Origin of the sequence: Algibacter sp. R77976 (assembly GCF_044594645.1) — a bacterium.
GTDB lineage: Bacteria > Bacteroidota > Bacteroidia > Flavobacteriales > Flavobacteriaceae > Algibacter_B.
This window is the reverse complement of record NZ_CP138989.1, coordinates 2742944-2762317: the sequence shown is the minus strand read 5'-3', so window position 1 is coordinate 2762317 and position 19374 is coordinate 2742944. Positions and strand designations below refer to the sequence as shown.

Sequence of the window (19374 nt, the reverse complement as noted above, 5' to 3'; positions counted from 1 at the left end):
TATTTATAAAACCAAACATTTAGCTAAAGTATCCTCATAAATAGCCTCGTATTTAGGCACAATAGCATGTAAATCGAATTTTAAGGCTTCGTTACGTGCGTTATCTTTAAATGTTTTTAAACGCGTTTCATCACTTAAAATATGCAGCGCGTTTTTTGTCATATCTTCAATATCTCCTACTTGACTTAAAAACCCAGAAACACCATCTATATTAACTTCTGGCAAACCTCCTGTATTAGTAGAAATAACTGGAACTCCTGAAGCCATAGCTTCTAAAGCAACTAAACCAAAACTTTCTGTAAGTGAAGGAAGTAAGAACAAATCACTAAAACATAGAATCTTATCAATCTCATTACTTCTTCCGAAGAAAACAACTTTATCTAAGATACCCAATTCTTGACATTGTAATTCAACTTTTTCTTTTTCCGGACCTTCACCTATAAACATAAGTTTTGCAGGCATTTCCTTTTGGATATTATAAAATACACTTATTACATCTTGAACACGCTTAACAGGTCGCAAATTACTAATATGCGTAATTATTTTCTCATCGTCTGTTGCCATCATACCTCGTTGACAATCTGTAAACGTATGGTTATACTTTTCTAAATCAATAAAATTTGGCACGACACTTATTTCTTTTTTAATATCAAATAAGCGTAATGTATCTTCTTTTAAGCTTTTAGAAACGGTTGTAACTGCATCAGATTTGTTAATACTAAATGTTACTGCTGGTTTATAAAAAGGATGACTTCCAACTAGTGTAATATCTGTTCCGTGCAATGTTGTTACAATGGGCACATTATAACCTTCTTCTTGTAGCATTTTTTTAGCCATGTAGGCTGCATAAGCATGAGGTATTGCATAATGCACATGAAGTATTTCTATGTTATGTAGCTTTACCATATCGACTAATTTACTTGATAAAGCTAACTCATAAGGCTGGTAATGAAATAAAGGATATTCAGGTACAGTAACTTCATGATAATGTACATTATTACTTATCAACTCTAGTCTTACCGGTTGATTATAAGTAATAAAATGAATTTCGTGTCCACGCTTAGATAACTCTAAACCTAACTCTGTGGCTACAACGCCACTACCTCCAAATGTTGGATAACAAACAATACCTATTTTCATTTATTAAGTTTTAAACGTCTTAATTTTCTAGGGTCTAAAGTTCAACTTTAAATACTTTCAAATTAATACTTTAAGTACTACTAATCTTCTATCGCTTCGTAAATTAAGCTTTGAATCTCTGTTCTAATATTTTCTTTTAACAATAGATTTTTACCAGCATGTGGATAAGTTCTATTAGCTAAAAACACATACACAATCTCTTCTTCTGGATCTGCCCATGCATATGTTCCTGTAAAGCCTGAATGACCAAAACTAGTCATTGATATACAACCGCATGTTGGGCCAACATCTCCTAGCTGCGGCTTATCAAAACCAATACCTCTTCTATTATTTTCACTACAATAATAACAGGTATTAAACTTATCTATAGTTTCTGGTTTTAAATAGCGCTTACCGCCATAAAAACCTCTCTGTAAATACATTTGCATAATTTTTGCAACATCATTTGCGTTACTAAAAACACCAGCATGGCCACCTACTCCATTTTGCATGGCAGCTCCCATATCATGCACATATCCATGAATTTTTCCGTATCTGTAATAATCATCAATCTCTGTAGGTACAATTTTTTTACTACTAATTTTATAATAAGGGTTATACAAAGTATAATTTGCTCCTAACGACTCATAAAAATGTGATTGTACCAACTCATCAAGAGTTCTGTCGTAATGTTGTTCAATAAATTTCTTTAAAATATAATATGGAAAGTCACTATAGCGATACCTTTTGCGTTCTAGTAGTTCTGAATTCTTAATGATTTCAGGCAAAGAATCTTGATAATCAGTTCTTAAAAACAAATTCTTAGACACTTCAACATTAAATCCATCACTACGTTCTTTTCTATAATATTTTCGACTAGGACGTTTAGTAACCGTATCTAAAGTGTGATAATAAAAAGGTTCCCAAGGTCTTAATTGAGCATAATGAGATAGCATACTTTTTAAAGTAATATTTGCTTTATTAGAGCTTTTATATTCTGGTAAAATAGTTGAAAGCTTAGTGTTTAACGATACTATACCTTGTTCTTCTAGCTCCATTAATAATGGAAGTGTTGCTAGAATTTTTGTTAATGAAGCAACATCATAAATATCATCAAACCCAACTTTTTCTTTTCCGTTATAGGTGTGTTTACCAAAATTCTTATTATAAATAACTTTACCCTTTCTGGCAACTAATAATTGAATTCCCGGTGTCATTTTACCATCAACAGCATGTTGCGCTACAGAATCCAGTTTCTTTAATTTTTCAGAATTCACTCCAACACGTTCAGGAATCGTGTAACCTAGACGTTTAATTTCATTATTATAAATCCCGTCACCAGCTTTAAAATAATTCCCTATAGAAACTGGTAAATTACCTTTTGATGGGATAGCACCAAAAATAAGTTGTGCCGATTTTCTTTGTGCAATTTCACTATTTTGATAACTAACAACAATACTCTCAATATTCTCTAAAGTTTTTAGTTTAGAAAGCGCATAAGGTTTTACAAAAGCATCAATAATTACGGTATGGCTTTGCGCTATTTCATGTAACCAAACCAAATCTTTATTAGTGAATTTAAAGTTTTTCCAAGGTGAATCATTAGAACGATGAAAACCAATTATAACCGTATTATAAGGCTTTAAATTCCCCATTAAAGAATATAAATTATCAGAAGAAACCGTATGTACTTTAGCAAATTTCTTTAATTCATCTAAAAAGGCAGAACCAGAATCGTCACCCAATTTTACATAGGCAATGCTTTTAGTTTCTAGTCGTCTTAGTGGTAATAAATCATTATCGTTCTTTACAACTGTTATTGCATTTTCAAGTAATTCTTCATACAAGATATCATCTTTTAATCTATTTAAATCTTTTGATAAATTATAAAGTCCAACAGGTTCGTAATGATGCAAACCAACCTTGTATTTTGCTTGAAGAATTTTTTTAACCGAATGTTCTAAACGTGCTTCAGAAATATCACCATTATTATAAGCTTCAATAATTTTTGAAACACCAATACCCACATTTTCAGACATTAACATAACATCGTTCCCTGCTTTAAAAGCAGCTAAATCAATAGCACCTGTTTCACTAAAATCTGCAGCACCTTTCATAGTAAGTGCATCTGTAAAAATTAGCCCTTGAAACCCTAACCGCTCTTTTAAAATATCAGTTACAATATGTTTGGATAATGAAGACGGATAGCCTTCGCGAGATTCTAAACTAGGCACATTTAAATGCGCTACCATAACACTAGATAACCCTTCTGTTATCAATTTTTTGTATGGATAAAGCTCTATAGAATCTATACGTTTCTCATTAAAACTAATAGTTGGTAAGGTAAGATGGGAATCTTGATCGGTATCTCCATGACCTGGAAAATGTTTTGCATTTGCCAAAACACCAGCATCTTGCATACCTTTCATAAAAGCCGAAGCTTTTTCTGTTACATTATCTCGGTCTTCACCAAACGACCTATTACCAATAATTGGGTTTTTAGGATTCGTATTTATATCAACAACTGGTGCAAAATTAAAGTGAACGCCTAATCGCTTACAATGTTCTCCTATTTGTCTTCCTGCCTGTTCAACTAATCTATTGTCTTTAATAGCGCCAAGTGTCATATTCCAAGGAAATGCGTATGTAGAATCTAAACGCATGCTTAAACCCCACTCTGCATCCATACCAATTAACATTGGTATTTTAGAAAATGATTGTAATTCGTTATTTAATCTTGCTTGCCTATTGGGTCCTCCATTGGAATATATAATACCACCAATATGATGATCTTTTATGGTTTTAACTACCTTGTTTTTTGTGGCTTCATCTTGATTAGACATGACTTGAACCATATATAGTTGCCCTACTTTCTGAGCTAAAGTCATGGATGTATATAAACTATCTACCCATTTTTTTTGAGCTTCTACATCTGGAGTTAAAAGCGGATTATTGTTGGTTTGAGCACTTGCTTGTAATACCAGAAAAAAAGTGATTACGGTAATATAGATTTGACGCATAAAAAAGATTAATTAAGGGGCATTATTAATGCTAGTTATTAAACATTAATAATCATGCCAAAATAATACTTTTAAAAAGAAGATGAAAAGACTTTAAGATAGATTTATAAAGAAGTTTTTATTTTAAAAATCGTCCATGCCAACTTTCGCTAGCTGGCACCTCCCAGTTTTCTTTAAACTCAGCTATATTAGTTACTAAATTATTGAAGACAATTGTTTTTTTTGAAACGGCTTTATCTTTTGCCATTTTTCTAAAATCTGATAATGTTTTATAAGCGACAAAATCACCTTGTTTATAAGACACATTCATTTTATCCATTAAATCGACATTATATTCTGTTTCTAATTGCTGAATAAAACGTACTGAAGCATCAATAGAACAACCTGTTGCTTTATTTTGGTTTTGATTTAATCCTAAAATTATAAAACGCTTGTATTTAATGGTATAACCTGCTTGTAAGTCGCTTCCATGAGCTGCCCAATTTCCTAAAAAAATATCAAGTTTAGATTGAATCTCTTCTAGTTCTTTTTCTGAAAACGAACGATTGGCTTGGTATATCCAAACTCGTGATTCTTCTGGTAATGTGTTAAAATCTACTTGCATTAAAACTATTTATGAATTACGATTAACGATTTTATGATAGCTGAACTTATAAATCTTGGGCATTTGCAATTAATTCTGCGATATCCATTACGTCTACATCTCTTTCTTTTTCTTTTACTTTTATACCATCTGTCATCATGGTATTGCAATACGGGCAACCTGTAGCAATAATATCTGGGTTGGTTTCTAGAGCACCTTCGGTACGAAGAATATTAATGTCCATATCGCCTTTTTCGGGTTCTTTAAACATTTGAGCGCCTCCTGCCCCACAACATAATGCGGTACGCTTACTTTTTTTCATTTCTACAAGTGTGGCCTGGGTTTGTTTTAAAACATCTCTTGGCGCATCGTATTCACTATTTGCTCTCCCTAAATAACAAGGATCGTGAAATGTTATGCGTTTTCCTTTATACTTATCGTTTAGACCTTGTAACTTCCCCTCAGCAATAAGTTGTTTTATAAATTGTGTGTGATGTAAAACTTCGTATTGCCCACCTAAACTTGGGTATTCGTTTTTTAAGCAGTTAAATGAATGTGGATCGCAGGTTACTATTTTTTTTATTTCGTAGGCGTTTAAAACCTCGATATTTGTTACCGCTTGCATTTGAAATAAGAATTCGTTACCGGCACGTTTTGCTACGTCTCCAGTACAACTTTCTTCTGTTCCTAATACAGCGAAATCTACATTTGCTTTGTTTAAAATTTTAACAAAGGCTCTTGTTATTTTCTTGGCTCTATCATCAAAACTACCAGCAGAGCCTACCCAAAACAATATTTCTGGTTGTTTACCTTGTGCCATACACTCGGCCATAGTTGGTACTTTTAGTAATTCGCTCATACGTTTTATATTTTGCGTTAGGGATTGAGGCTTTGTTGAAGCTCTCCCGATTTTTCTTCGGGAAGCGACTGCCGAAAGCCCGACCCTTTTCGGGTAACGCCCTAATTATTAAATTATTCTTCTTTTTCTTTTGCGCTTTCTAGCATTAAATTCTGGTTGTACTCTTTTGCGCTTTCCAACAAACTTGTTGGTACTATTTGATAGAATAACGGTGAATCTGCATCGTAATTTACCATAACCCATTTATGGTTTGTATGGTTGTCTTTTAGCATGATTGTCATCCTATTGTTCATAAACATACTCATGCTATTTTCAGATATAAAAGTAACATCAATACCTTTAGATTTCATCATTGGAATCATCATTTCTTTGGCTGCATCGTCAAAGTTTTGATTATGAAAAGTCATATTCATTTTCATATCATATGATACAAAAGCATATTGTAAACTATCGTTTTCGTTTATAAATACCTCAGATATTTTATAATCTGGAATGGTTTTAGGAACATCGATTGTAAACTCTTCTGTACCTTCAAACATACTCTTAAAAACATTTTTTAAGGATTCTTTAGATACCATTTCGAATACTTTTGGGTGCGTCATTTCTAAAATAGCATCATAATCCCTTTGGTTCATGTCGTTAAACATTTTTAAGGTTAAGCTATCTAAATGTTTTTGAGTTTCTTGATTATTTTGAGAAAACCCAGTTACACTTAAAAGTATGAAAAAAGTGAATAATAGGCAGTTTAATATGTGTTTATTTAGCTTTGACATTTTTGTTTATTCGTTTTTCCAGTTAAGTCTGTCCATTTGATTGTATGGCCAAGGTGCTCCGTTATTCTCAATATTTGTCATCATATTATTTAACTCTGTTGGTGCAGCAGATTGCTCCATAACTAAATAACGACGCATTTCTAGAATAATAGAAAGTGGATCGATACTTACAGGACAAGCTTCTACACAAGCATTACATGTGGTACATGCCCAAAGTTCTTCATTAGTAATATAATCTCCTAATAATTGTTTTCCGTCGTCTTTAAACTCACCATTATTGGCATCTATATTTTTACCTACTTCCTCTAGACGGTCGCGGGTATCCATCATTATTTTTCTAGGCGATAGTTTTTTACCGGTTTGGTTTGCTGGGCATTCGCTAGTACAACGTCCACATTCTGTACAGGTATATGCATTAAGTAGTTGTACCCAATTTAAATCTTGTACATCGCTGGCTCCAAATTTTGCAGGAACATCGTCTTCTGCTCCTTCTGCTCCTTCTGCTGGTGCCGCAAATGGATCTGCGTTTGGATCCATCATCATTTTAACCTCTTTGGTTACAGCCTCTAAATTATTAAGTTGTCCTTTTGGTTTTAAACTGCCATAAAATGTATTTGGGAATGCTAATAATATGTGCAAATGCTTTGAAAAATATAGGTAATTTAAAAAGATTAAAATCCCAACAATATGTATCCACCATGCACCACGTTCTATAAAATGAAGCGTTGTTTCTGGCAACCCTGAAAACCAAGGTGCAATATATTGACTAATTACATTCCCTGAATTTAAGGCTTGAAAATGTAAATCGGTAGCATTCATAACTAAAAACAGCGTCATTAATACCATTTCGAAATACAGAATGTAATTACCATCATTTTTAGGCCAGCTTGTCATTTCGCTTTTCCAGAAACGCGCTATTTTAATAACATTTCTACGAATCCAGAATATAATTACAGCAACAAAAACTAAGCATGCTAAAATTTCGAAAGTTCCAATTAGAAAACCATAAATAGAAGTTGGCAATACACTTAAACCAATACGGTGTGTACCAAATAAGCCATCTATTATAATTTCTAAAACTTCTATATTAATTATAATAAAACCAACGTATACAACAACGTGCAAGAATCCTGAAATTGGACGACGCACCATTTTACTTTGCCCTAAAGCAATCATAGCCATGTTTTTCCAGCGTTGCGATTTATTATCGCTTACATCTGTATCTTGACCAAGTTTAATATTCCTGATTAGCTTTTTAACGTTATTTGCAAAATAACCTATACCCAGAATGAGTATAATTGCAAACACTATGTTGGGTAAATATTCCATAAATATTAGTTAGATTCTGGTTCTTTATAAGGAATTTCTTTTTTCGATAAAATACGTCTGTAACGTGCCGGATGTAATTTAATATCTTTAATTAAAGCTTCCATTTCTTTTGATGCCGCTTCTAAATTATTATAAAGCGCTTCATCTTTTAGAAGTTTACCCATTGAGCCTTTTCCTTTATCTAAATCAGATAAAATAGCATCGAAATTATTTAAAGTAGATTCTAAATTCTTAACGGTTTGTCCCAAATCTGATTCTGATAGAGAACCCGTAATTTTATTTAAATCGCTAGATGCTTTTTCTGCATTTGTTAATACAGAACTAATTTTAGCTTCATTGTCTTTCATTAATTTATTTAATGAATTTGAAGTGCCTTTAAACGATTCTATTGTTGCACTTAACCCAGCAATACTCGTTCTAAGATGTGCTTTTGTTTTTTCATCAAAAATATCATTTATGTTGGCAAGTAAAGAATCTGCACCTACCATCATGATTTCAATTTTTTCTTGCAAAGGCGTTAACCGTTGGTTTACTAAATCTGTTAAGCCTGCTTTTTTAGTTCCTAAAAGTTTGTTTCCTTCTTTAGCTTTTTCTGCACCATCAAAGGCAGGAACAATGGCAATAGCCTTTCCGCCTATTAACCCTGTTTCATACAATTCGGCTGTACTATTTTTCGAAAATTCAAAATCACTATTTACCATAAGCTCAATTAGGAGTTTCCCTGAGCCATCACCTTTAAAATCAATACTGGTAACTTTACCAACACTTAATCCGTTAATAGTTACTGGTGTAGATGGTACTAAACCTTCAACATTTTCATATTCTGTATAAAAAGTAAGTGAAGAATTAAAAAGGTCTTTACCTTTAAGGTAATTAAAGCCATAATACAATAAAATGATACCTAATAATACAAGTACCCCTGTTTTTACTTCTTTTGTTATTTTCAAAATTGATTGTTTTTAATAAAACAAATTTAATATAAATTTAAGAAGTAAGCTTCTAATTAGGTATTGATTTTAAAGCCTCGGCAAGTGCTATCTTCTTACCATCTTTAAAAGCCACTATAAAACTTGAGTTATAACCTTTACTTTTAGCTTCTTTGTTTAGTTGCTTTATTTGCTCGTAATCAGACGTGTTACCATAAAAATATTTATACAAACTACCTGCTTTCGACCTCGAAATAGTTCTTAAGCCTTTAAAGTTATATGGCTTTGTTTCTAATGCTTTTGAGCTTGCTGCAATTTGTACTTTAAAAATGATATTTGCTAAATTAGACGTATTTACATTATTGCTTTCTTCTGTTATTCTATAATCTGAAACGTTGGTATCTAAACTTGCCTTGTATTGTAAAATAGCATTTTTTATAGCATCTGCCATTTGCTGTTGTCCTTTTTTAGAATTTAAATAGGCGCCTTCTTTATTATTTGTTAAAAAGCCCAATTCAACTAACACACTAGGCATAACTGTTTGATGCAACACTATAAAACCTGCTTGTTTAACCTTTCTATCCTTTCTTTTTAACTTACTGGTAAAGTGTTTTTGAATTAAACTTGCTAATTGTATGCTTTGGTCTAGGTATTCTTCTTGACTTAATAAAATACTCATTACAGATTCTGGCGAGTTAGGATCGAATCCAGCATAGTTTTTCTCGTAATCTTCCTCCATAAAAATTACAGAGTTTTCTTTTTTTGCAACTTCAAAATTGGTTTGGTTTCTATGTGTTCCTAATACAAACGTACCTGCTCCATAAGCTTGGGACGTATGCGAATCACAATGAATGGAAACAAATAAATCGGCTTTTTCTTTATTAGCAATCTTACCTCTAACAAATAAGTCTATAAAAACATCTGTTTTACGTGTATAAACCACTTTTATATTCGGATTTTTCTCTAATGCCTTTCCAACAGCCAAAACCGTTTTTAAAGCAATATCTTTTTCTCTATAACCATTTCCTAAATTACCAGGGTCTTTTCCTCCATGACCTGCATCTAAAACAACTACAAATTTATTGGATGCACTTTGAGCATTAACAAATGAGTGAAATGTTAATACTATTATAAAAGATACGAAAATTAAGATGTTGTTCGTTTTCATTTGGTAAATACTATTATTTTAAGAATTGTTTTCAAAAAACACAAACCAAGGCATCATTATTGATGCAACAATTGTTATTTGTTTTAGGCTTTTTAACGAGTTAAAAACTTAGTTTATTTTAATTTTAAATATTTAATTGATTATTAAATCAATCACAAAAAAATATATGTAATTTTGACTTTTCAAAAACCGAGCCATACTTTTACAAAAATACATTTAAAAGCGTTGCATACAAACAACTTTAAAATACTTTTTGCACTAAGTTTTACTGTGTTTATCAGCACGTTAAGCTTTTCTCAAGATATCCAAACTAAAGGACGGACTATTAACAGAACTATAAAAGATAGTTTAGTTACTAGTATTGATAGTCTTGTTGTTACAGAAACTTCAGAAAAAACTCAGGACACTATTGCTAAAGATTCTATTAAACCTAAAAAAGATCTTTTAGAACATATTGTTAAATATCACGCTAGTGATTACACTAGGTTTAGTAATAAAAAGCAAAAACTTTATTTATTTAATGAAGCTAGGATTGATTATGGCGATATGAATATTACGGCCGGTGATATAACCATAGATTATAATACAAATACGGTTTACGCAAAAGGCATAACAGATTCTATTGATGGATACACTCAAAAACCTGTTTTTACACAAAGTGGTAATGTTGTAGAACCAGATTCAATCGTTTTTAATACCGAAACTCAAAAAGCACTAATCTATAATTCTAAAACAGAACAAGGCGAAGGTACTGTTATTTCAGAGATTACTAAAAAAGAGAACGATTCTGTTTATTTTGTAAAAGATGCGAAATACACAACTGCCGAAAACCTTGAAGATCCAGAATATTATTTAAAACTGCGTAAAGCTAAAATTGTTCCAGGAAAAAAAATTGTAACCGGGTTAGCGAATCTATTTATTTATGATGTTCCTACGCCGCTTGGACTACCTTTTGGGTTTTTCCCGCAAAGTGAAACGCAAACCTCTGGGGTTATTATACCAACTTTTGGAGAACAAAATGATCGTGGTTACTTTTTACAAAATGGCGGGTATTATTTTGCCATTAATGATTATGTTGATTTAGCCGTTTTAGGTGATTATTATACTAACGGTAGTTATGGTATTCGATTAGAAAACACCTATGCGAAACGATATAGATTTAGAGGTAATGTTGGTTTTAGATATGAAAACTTAATTACAAGCGAGCGCGGATTCTCTGATTATGCGGTAAATACTATTTATAATTTACGTTGGTCTCACAGTCAAGATTCTAAAGCTAACCCTAGTTCTCGTTTCTCTGCTTCAGTTAACTTAGGTAGTAGTTCTTACTATCAACAATCTATAAATCAAGTAAATGTTGCATCTTTTTTAAATAATACCTTAGCATCATCCGTTTCATATTCAAAAACGTTTCAAGGCGAGCCTCAAGTAAATATTAGTCTAACTGCCACGCATTCTCAAAATACCAATACAGAAAGCATCAATATGACGCTTCCTACATTTCAAGGAAGTGTTGGTAGAATCTATCCCTTTGCATCAAAAGCAGGTACTAAAAAGGGTATTATTCAAAATGTAAATTTCCAATATAATTTACGTGCAGAAAACAGAATTGAAACTACTGATTCATTATTCTTCAAAAAAGAAATGTTTGACGATGCGAAAGCTGGATTTCAACACAGTATACCATTAACTACAAACTTTAAATTGTTTAAGTATTTTAGTGCGAGTGCTAGTACTAATTTTAATGAAGTATGGACCTTTAAAACTGTGGATAAAACTTACGACACTACGAATCAAGAAGTTGTTGAAGAAACAATTAATGGTTTTGATTCGTTTAGAACATATAACTTTAGTACTAGTATTGGTACCACTATTTATGGAATGTTTAACTTCGAAAAAGAAGGAAAAGATAGAAAAATCAAAGCTATTAGGCACGTTATGAGGCCTTCTATTAGTTATAACATTAACCCCTCTTTTGATAAATATTATGATTCTTATGAAGTTGTTAGTGCTGATGGTTTAACAACTAGCGATGTTGACTATAGTAGGTTTGAGGATGGTTTATTTGGTTCTCCGAATAAAAACTTTTCAAGCTCAATGGGAATTTCTCTTTCTAACAATCTTGAAGCAAAAGTTAGAGATAAAGACAGTACTGCTACAGAAGCAAAAAAGGTAGTTCTGTTAAACAATTTAAACTTTTCTACATCTTATAATTTTGCTGGAGATTCATTACAATGGAGTCCTGTGAGAATGAGTGGTGGTACGCAACTCTTTAATAATAAAATGAGCGTTAATTTTGGTGCTACATTAGATCCTTACGCTTTAGATAATAATAACAACAGAATTGATACATACAATATTGATAATGGTGGTAGCCTTTTTAGGCTAACAAGTGCTAACATGAATGCCAGTTGGTCATTTTCTAGTTCAGATGGAGGCAAGAATAAAAAGAACAATTCCGGTATTGAAGAAAATAAACGGAGTGGTGGTCGAGCAGATGACTTGTTTGGTGTTTCTGAAGATTTTGCAAACAAACAAATGCAGGACGAAGATGACGACAAAGAAGAAAAACCTAGCGAATTATATAATTATAAAATACCCTGGAATTTCAGGGTCGCATACGCAGTTAACTACTCGAATAGCCAAAGGCAAAGTGAAATTTCATCGCATTCACTTATGTTTTCTGGCGATATTGAACTCTCTTCTAAATGGTCTGTGGGAGGTTCATCGGGTTACGATTTAAAAAATGCAGGTTTCACCTATACACAACTCCGTTTTGAACGTGATTTGTTAAGTTGGAGAATGAATTTTAGTTGGGTACCTTTTAGTACTCGAAGTTCTTGGAATTTCTTTATTGGTATAAAATCTAGTATCTTAAGTGATCTTAAATATGAAAAACGAAGACAACCAGATATTCAATTGTAAATCGATAAATACCAATTAACATTTACCTTAGAAGGTTTAACATTAAGAATGGTAATAAGATTTCCTTCTTCAAGGAAATGAAAATAATATATTATTATGAAAACGATTATAACAACTAAAAATGCCCCTGCTCCTATTGGTCCATACAACCAAGCTATATTAACAGGTAATACTTTATATACTTCTGGTCAAATTGCTATAAATCCTGAGTCAAACATTTTAGTTTTAGAAAATATTACAGAAGAAACTAAACAAGTTATGCAGAACTTAAAAGCTGTTTTAGAAGCTGCTAATATGACGTTTGAACATGTTATCAAATCGTCTATCTTTATTAGTAATATGGATGATTTTGCTCTTATTAACAAAGTTTACGGAAGTTATTTTGATGAAGCTAATGCGCCAGCTAGAGAAACTGTTGAAGTTGCTAGATTACCAAAAAATGTTAATGTAGAAATTAGTGTAATTGCTGTTAAATAGTATAGGTTTTAATACAAAATAATATTCTAAGCTGAAATACTATTTGTCTTAGGAAAACTTTACAAGTAAACTTTTCAGTTTTTCTTTATCAATAGGTTTTGATAAAAAATCATCAATTCCTGCTAGTTTCGCTTTTTCAATATCTTTCTCGAAAGCACTTGCAGAAACGCCAATAATTGGAGTTTTATTTTTTAAATATTTATCTGTTTCTTTTATAAACTTTGTAGCCTCATACCCATCCATATCTGGCATGTATATGTCCATAAAAATCATATCGAAATCTAAAATCTTATATAAGTCTACTGCTTCTCTTCCGTTTTTTGCAAACGTACAATCAGCACCTTGCTTTTCTAGAAGAAACTTAATAACCTTTTGATTCATTCTATTATCTTCGGCAACTAGCACACTAAACTTATCAGATAAAACAGGTTTTTCAATTGCCTCAACAGGTTTAATATTTAAAGTCTTTTTTAATTGAAGACTGAAATAAAATGTAGAACCCTCGTTTTCTTTACTTTCTAATTTAAGTTCACCTCCTAAAAGCTCTACTAATTTATGAGAAATAGATAATCCCATTCCACCGCCTCTATAATCCTTTTTAAAAGCATTATTGTAAACCCCATCAAAATTATTAAAAACACGTTTTGCATCTTGAGGTTTCATCCCTATTCCTGTATCCTTAATATAAAAGGTAATAATCTGGTCGTTATCAATACCAACAGATTGATCTACAATTAAAGATATTGTACCTGCATTAGTGAATTTTATAGCATTATTAATCAAGTTTATTAATACTTGCTGAATTCTAGCAGAATCAGCTAACACTAAAAACTTACCTTTTTCTTCAGATAAAAATTTATATTCAAATGCCAACCCTTTTTCCCATGCTTGGTACTCAAATACTTTAAATAATTTAGATAAATCTGTTTTTAAATCAACAGACTTAAAATCTAACTTTAAGTCGCCATCATTTACTTTAGTATTATCGGTTACCATATTAACCAATTGTAATAAATGTTTTGAAGAGTATTCGGCAATTTCAACCTGTGCAGTTTGGTCACTATTTAAATCTGTTTGTTTTAGCATATTCAGCATCCCTAAAACAGTATTTAAGGGCGTACGTACTTCATAACTCATATTTGCTAAATAAACAGAATTATGGTTAGCTAATTCTTCAGCAGACTCTAAGCGCTCTTTTAATTCATCTAGCCGGAGTCTTAAATTACTTTTTACAACATCATTTTTAAGTTGATTCTTTAAGAAGAACTGTAAGGCAATAACTTGAATAATAGCTAACACAAACAAAAATAATGCAGCGCTTTCTATAAAAATCTTCTTTTCTAAGAATACATAACCAATTATTAAAATAACAGCAATACATACGAAAATGAAAAAAGATAATGTCTTCTTCATTTTTAATTGCGTAATAGATTTAGGGAAAATCTTCATTCAATATTGCTTTTAACAAACTTATTTATAATTAAACGATTTAACAAAAGTATTATTTAATATTAAACCTTAACTTTATTTTGAATTTAGTTAAATTTAAAGTTTTAAATTTTTAAATAAAAGAAAGCTCCATTATGCGCATAGAATATGATATTAAATTAGGGTTTAAAGATGTAATGATACGCCCAAAACGGTCTACATTAAAAAGTAGAAAACAAGTAAGCTTAGAACGCGAATTCAAGTTTTTGCATAGTTCAACTGTATGGTCAGGCATCCCCATTATGGCGGCAAACATGGATACTGTTGGTACTTTCCAAATGGCAAATGAATTATCAAAACACCAGCTTTTCTCGGCCATACATAAACATTATACCTTAAAAGAATGGCAAACATTTATTAATAATGCACCTAAAGGTATTGAAGACTTTATAGCCGTTAGTACTGGTATAGGAAAACAGGATGCTGTAAAACTTAAAGATATTTTAACACAACATCCTCAACTAAAATTTATTTGTATTGACGTGGCAAATGGCTATTCTGAATATTTTGCAGATTTTGTTAAACAAACTAGAACACAATATCCAGATAAAATTATAATTGCTGGCAATGTAGTTACTGGCGAAATGGTAGAAGAACTGCTTCTTTCTGGAGCAGATATTGTTAAGGTTGGTATTGGTCCTGGTTCTGTTTGTACCACACGTGTTAAAACCGGTGTTGGTTACCCACAGCTATCGGCTATTATTGAATGTGCCGATGCTGCACATGGTTTAGGCGGACAAATTATTAGTGATGGTGGTTGTACTACGCCAGGTGATATTGCAAAAGCATTTGGTGCTGGAGCAGATTTTGTTATGCTTGGTGGAATGCTTGCTGGACACGACGAAAGTGGTGGTGAAATCATAGAAAAAAATGGAAAATCGTATCGAAAATTTTATGGTATGAGTTCTGAAACTGCCATGGATAAACATGTTGGTGGCGTAGCCGACTATAGGGCTAGCGAAGGCAAAACAGTAGAAGTCCCCTATCGTGGTAAAGTTGAAAACACACTTCAAGATATTTTAGGTGGTATTAGAAGCACCTGTACATATGTTGGCGCAGCTCGTTTAAAAGAATTAACTAAACGTACTACTTTTATACGCGTTGCAGAACAAGAAAACAGAATCTATACCAAATAAGTAAGCAGCGTTTAATTGTTTTTAATTATTAGGCATGTTGTTTAACTCAAAAATACCAGTCTATTTAATAATTTAACAGTTTCGTTGTATTATAAATATTAAAATCGCAATTTATCTATATTAATTCTGAGAGTATTTCTGCAATTTCTCAATATAAAACCCTTAAATTGTAATATCAAACCAATCCAATACAATCAATGGCATTAAAAATTGTAATTTCTCATAAAACAAAATATAAATACGATAGGTCTGTATCATTATCCCCACATATTTTTAGGTTAAGACCTGCACCACATAGCAGAACGCCTATCGAAGCTTACTCTATAAAGATTACACCCGAAAATCAATTTTTCAACTGGCAACAAGATCCTTTTGGAAATTATATGGCGCGTTTAATTTTTCCTGAGAAAACAAAAGAGCTTACCATTGATGTTGAGATTATAGCCGATTTAAAAACTATAAATCCGTTTGACTTTTTTGTTGAAGAGTATGCCGAAGAGTATCCGTTTACTTATAAAGAAGAAACAAAAAAAGAGTTACTACCTTATTTAGAAATTACAGATGAAGGCAAACTCCTTAAAGACTTTCTTAAAACTTTAGATTATACACCTAGAAAAACCATTTATTTTTTAATTCATATCAATCAAAAAATATATGAGTTTTTAAATTATAATATTAGAATGGATCCGGGGGTGCAAACCTGTGAAGAAACACTCGATAAAAGAAGTGGTTCTTGTAGAGATTATGCATGGTTATTTGTACAAACCTTGCGCCATTTAGGTTTTGGTGCTCGTTTTGTATCTGGGTATTTAGTGCAACTAAAATCTGATGAAAAATCATTAGATGGCCCTTCTGGCCCTGAAGAAGATTTTACCGATTTACACGCTTGGGCAGAAGTGTATTTACCTGGGGCTGGTTGGATTGGTTTTGATGCCACATCTGGCTTATTAGCTGGCGAAGGTCATATTCCTTTAGCCTGTACACCTACATTTGAAAGTGCAGCGCCTGTTTCTGGTATGTCTGATGTTTGCGAAACAGAATTTGAATTTGAAAACTCTGTAAAGCGAATTTTCGAATCGCCTAGGGTTACAAAACCTTATACTGAAGAACAATGGAAAGCCATTTACAAACTCGGTTTTAAAGTAGAAAAACAATTAGAAAAAGGCGATGTTAGATTAACTATGGGAGGCGAGCCTACTTTTGTATCTATTGACGATATGGAATCGCCGGAATGGAATACCGATGCCGATGGCCCTCATAAAAGAGAACTTGCTAAAAACTATTCTGCACGATTATACGATGAGTTTGCAAAAGGAGGTGTTTTACATCAAGCCCAAGGCAAATGGTATCCTGGTGAACCTCTACCACGATGGTCAATAGAATTATGTTGGAGAAAAGATGGTAGAAATATTTGGCATAATAAAAACTTATTAGCTTTATTTTCAGAGAACCCTAATGTAAAAGAAGGTGACGACATTCTATTCTTAGAAACTCTTTCAAAACATTTAGGCATTACCAATAAAACTATAATTCCAACCTACGAAGATGCTTTTTATTTTATGTGGGAAGAGGGCAAACTACCTATTGATGTTGACCCTACAAAAGATGATGGTGCCTTACTCGTAAAAAATAAATTAAAGGACATTCTAAAAGACGGAAAATCAAAAGCTATTGGTTATGTATTACCGTTAAATAACTCGATGGGCACATGGTATACTAGCGATTGGACGTTTAGGAGAAACCATTTATTCTTAATTCCTGGTAATTCGCCAATTGGATTACGTTTACCTTTAGATTCATTAATAAGAAAACCAGAACATGGCGAATTTCCTAAATTCGATCCAGATAATTTTTCTCTAAAAGGCCGATTACCAAGCTTTAAAAAAACAGCAGCAACACGTTTTGAAGATGTCGAAAACAATGGTGTAACTGCACCAAACACTTATTTTATAAGAACCGCTATTTGTGCGGAAATTAGAGAGGATAAGTTGCACTTATTTTTACCACCTTTAGATTCTGCTGAAATATATTTAGATTTAATAGCATCTATTGAAGCTACAGCAAAAAAACTAAATATACCTGTTGTTTTAGAAGGTTACGATCCACCAAAAGATCACCGATTCGAGTCTATGAAAGTTACTCCAGACCCTGGAGTTATAGAAATAAACGTACATCCTGCAAAAAACTGGGAAGAGCTTACACATAATACGTTAACATTATACGAACTCGCTAAACAATCCCGTTTAGGAACCGAAAAATTCATGCTTGATGGTAAGCATACAGGAACTGGTGGTGGAAACCATGTAACGTTAGGTGGCGTAACACCTGCCGATAGTCCGTTGTTACGTAAACCAAGTTTATTACGTAGTTTACTAACCTTTTGGCAACATCACCCTGGGCTGTCTTACTTGTTTTCTGGGGCCTTTATTGGAGCTACAAGTCAAGCTCCAAGAATAGACGAAGCCCGCTTGGAAAACCTATACGAGCTAGAAATCGCATTTAGCCAAATACCTAAAGATGGCGACGTACCGTTTTGGCTAACCGATAGATTATTTCGTCATTTACTAACCGATTTAACAGGAAATACGCACCGTGCAGAATTCTGTATCGATAAATTATATTCTCCAGATTCATCATCTGGTCGACTAGGTATATTAGAGCTTCGTGCTTTCGATATGCCACCGCATCCGCAAATGAGTTTAATGCAAAACCTATTAGTGCGTACACTTGTAGCTTGGTTCTGGAACAAACCTTACGAACACGATTTAGTACGTTGGGGTACAGAATTACACGATAAATTTTTGATAGAGCATTACGTAAAAGAAGATATTAAAGATATCGTAGAGCAACTTAACAGAGCCGGATATAAATTTCAAGTCGATTGGTTCGATCCGTTTTTCGAATTTAGATTCCCACTTCATGGTATGGTCGAAATTAACAACATCCATTTAGAATTACGTGCTGCAATAGAACCATGGAATGTTTTAGGAGAAGAGATGACTGGTGGCGGTACTGCTAGATATGTAGATTCTTCCGTAGAGCGTATTCAAGTTAAAGTCAACCATTTTATAGAAGAGCGTTTCGTACTTACCTGTAACGGCGTAAAAGTGCAATTAAACAGCACAGGTGTTAAAGGCGAATTTGTGGCAGGTATACGCTATAAAGCATGGAATCCGCATTCATCATTACACCCAACTATAGATGTAGATACACCTTTGGTTTTCGATATTGTAGACACTTGGAATAAACGTTCCATTGGCGGCTGCACCTATTATGTTGCGCATCCAGGAGGCCGTTCATACGAAAGTTATCCAGTAAACAGTTTCGAAGCAGAATCAAGACGTATCAACCGTTTCTGGGAGTTTGGTCATACACAAGGCGATATTGTAGAGCCAGATAACATCGTACAAGGCGGACCAAGTACAGCAAAAGTCGAAAAGCAAACAAGTTCTAAAAAATTCAAGTATAAAGAACTTCCTATTAATTTCGAATTCCCATATACTTTAGATTTAAGAAAAAAGTAACATATAAAATTTAATAAATCGTTTGTAAATCAGGGCGTTACCCAAAA

The 19374-nt window shown here is 32.7% G+C and carries 13 protein-coding genes; 4 read left to right on the top strand and 9 right to left on the bottom strand.

Annotated elements, in window-relative coordinates; genetic code table 11:
• Nucleotides 1-3 precede the first annotated feature (3 nt).
• The 8 genes from bshA to SJY43_RS11740 all read right to left on the bottom strand — a co-directional run bounded on the left by bshA (nt 4) and on the right by SJY43_RS11740 (nt 9777).
• Entirely contained in the window at nt 4-1140 is a 1137-nt protein-coding gene (gene bshA, locus SJY43_RS11775) for an N-acetyl-alpha-D-glucosaminyl L-malate synthase BshA (protein ID WP_396600941.1), read from the bottom strand.
• Nucleotides 1141-1220: 80 nt separating this feature from the next.
• Nucleotides 1221-4139: a glycoside hydrolase family 3 N-terminal domain-containing protein gene (locus tag SJY43_RS11770; RefSeq protein WP_396600940.1), complete on the bottom strand. Its 2919-nt coding sequence runs from the start codon at nt 4137-4139 to the stop codon at nt 1221-1223.
• A gap of 118 nt (nt 4140-4257) precedes the next feature.
• A complete protein-coding gene (locus tag SJY43_RS11765; protein WP_396600939.1) occupies nt 4258-4743 on the bottom strand; it encodes an ABC transporter ATPase in 486 nt (161 codons plus the stop codon).
• A gap of 46 nt (nt 4744-4789) precedes the next feature.
• Nucleotides 4790-5581 (bottom strand): (Fe-S)-binding protein, encoded by a 792-nt coding sequence (locus SJY43_RS11760; RefSeq protein WP_396600938.1) that lies wholly within the window; start codon nt 5579-5581, stop codon nt 4790-4792.
• 113 nt (nt 5582-5694) lie between these two features.
• A complete protein-coding gene (locus SJY43_RS11755) occupies nt 5695-6354 on the bottom strand; it encodes a hypothetical protein (protein ID WP_396600937.1) in 660 nt (219 codons plus the stop codon).
• A 6-nt stretch (nt 6355-6360) separates the two neighbouring features.
• Nucleotides 6361-7683 carry a 4Fe-4S dicluster domain-containing protein gene (locus tag SJY43_RS11750; RefSeq protein WP_396600936.1) on the bottom strand — a complete coding sequence of 441 codons (1323 nt, stop codon included), beginning with the start codon at nt 7681-7683 and terminating at the stop codon, nt 6361-6363.
• A gap of 5 nt (nt 7684-7688) precedes the next feature.
• Entirely contained in the window at nt 7689-8630 is a 942-nt protein-coding gene (locus SJY43_RS11745; protein WP_396600935.1) for an MlaD family protein, read from the bottom strand.
• 52 nt (nt 8631-8682) lie between these two features.
• Nucleotides 8683-9777 carry an N-acetylmuramoyl-L-alanine amidase gene (locus SJY43_RS11740; protein ID WP_396600934.1) on the bottom strand — a complete coding sequence of 365 codons (1095 nt, stop codon included), beginning with the start codon at nt 9775-9777 and terminating at the stop codon, nt 8683-8685.
• Between the two features lie 174 nt (nt 9778-9951).
• Between SJY43_RS11740 and SJY43_RS11735 the strand changes: the two genes are divergently transcribed.
• Nucleotides 9952-12702 (top strand): putative LPS assembly protein LptD, encoded by a 2751-nt coding sequence (locus SJY43_RS11735; protein WP_396600933.1) that lies wholly within the window; start codon nt 9952-9954, stop codon nt 12700-12702.
• Nucleotides 12703-12798: 96 nt separating this feature from the next.
• The gene (locus SJY43_RS11730) at nt 12799-13179 is read left to right on the top strand and encodes a RidA family protein (RefSeq protein ID WP_396600932.1); all 381 of its coding nucleotides are present in this window, start codon (nt 12799-12801) and stop codon (nt 13177-13179) included.
• A gap of 48 nt (nt 13180-13227) precedes the next feature.
• Here SJY43_RS11730 and SJY43_RS11725 read toward each other — a convergent pair whose 3' ends face one another.
• Entirely contained in the window at nt 13228-14592 is a 1365-nt protein-coding gene (locus tag SJY43_RS11725) for a response regulator (RefSeq protein ID WP_396600931.1), read from the bottom strand.
• A gap of 170 nt (nt 14593-14762) precedes the next feature.
• Here SJY43_RS11725 and SJY43_RS11720 point away from each other — a divergent pair, with 170 nt between their 5' ends.
• Together SJY43_RS11720 and SJY43_RS11715 are read left to right on the top strand one after the other, a co-directional pair.
• Nucleotides 14763-15803 carry a GMP reductase gene (locus tag SJY43_RS11720; protein ID WP_396600930.1) on the top strand — a complete coding sequence of 347 codons (1041 nt, stop codon included), beginning with the start codon at nt 14763-14765 and terminating at the stop codon, nt 15801-15803.
• A 197-nt stretch (nt 15804-16000) separates the two neighbouring features.
• Complete coding sequence (locus SJY43_RS11715) at nt 16001-19327, top strand: DUF2126 domain-containing protein (protein ID WP_396600929.1); 3327 nt, start codon at nt 16001-16003, stop codon at nt 19325-19327.
• Nucleotides 19328-19374: the final 47 nt, after the last annotated feature.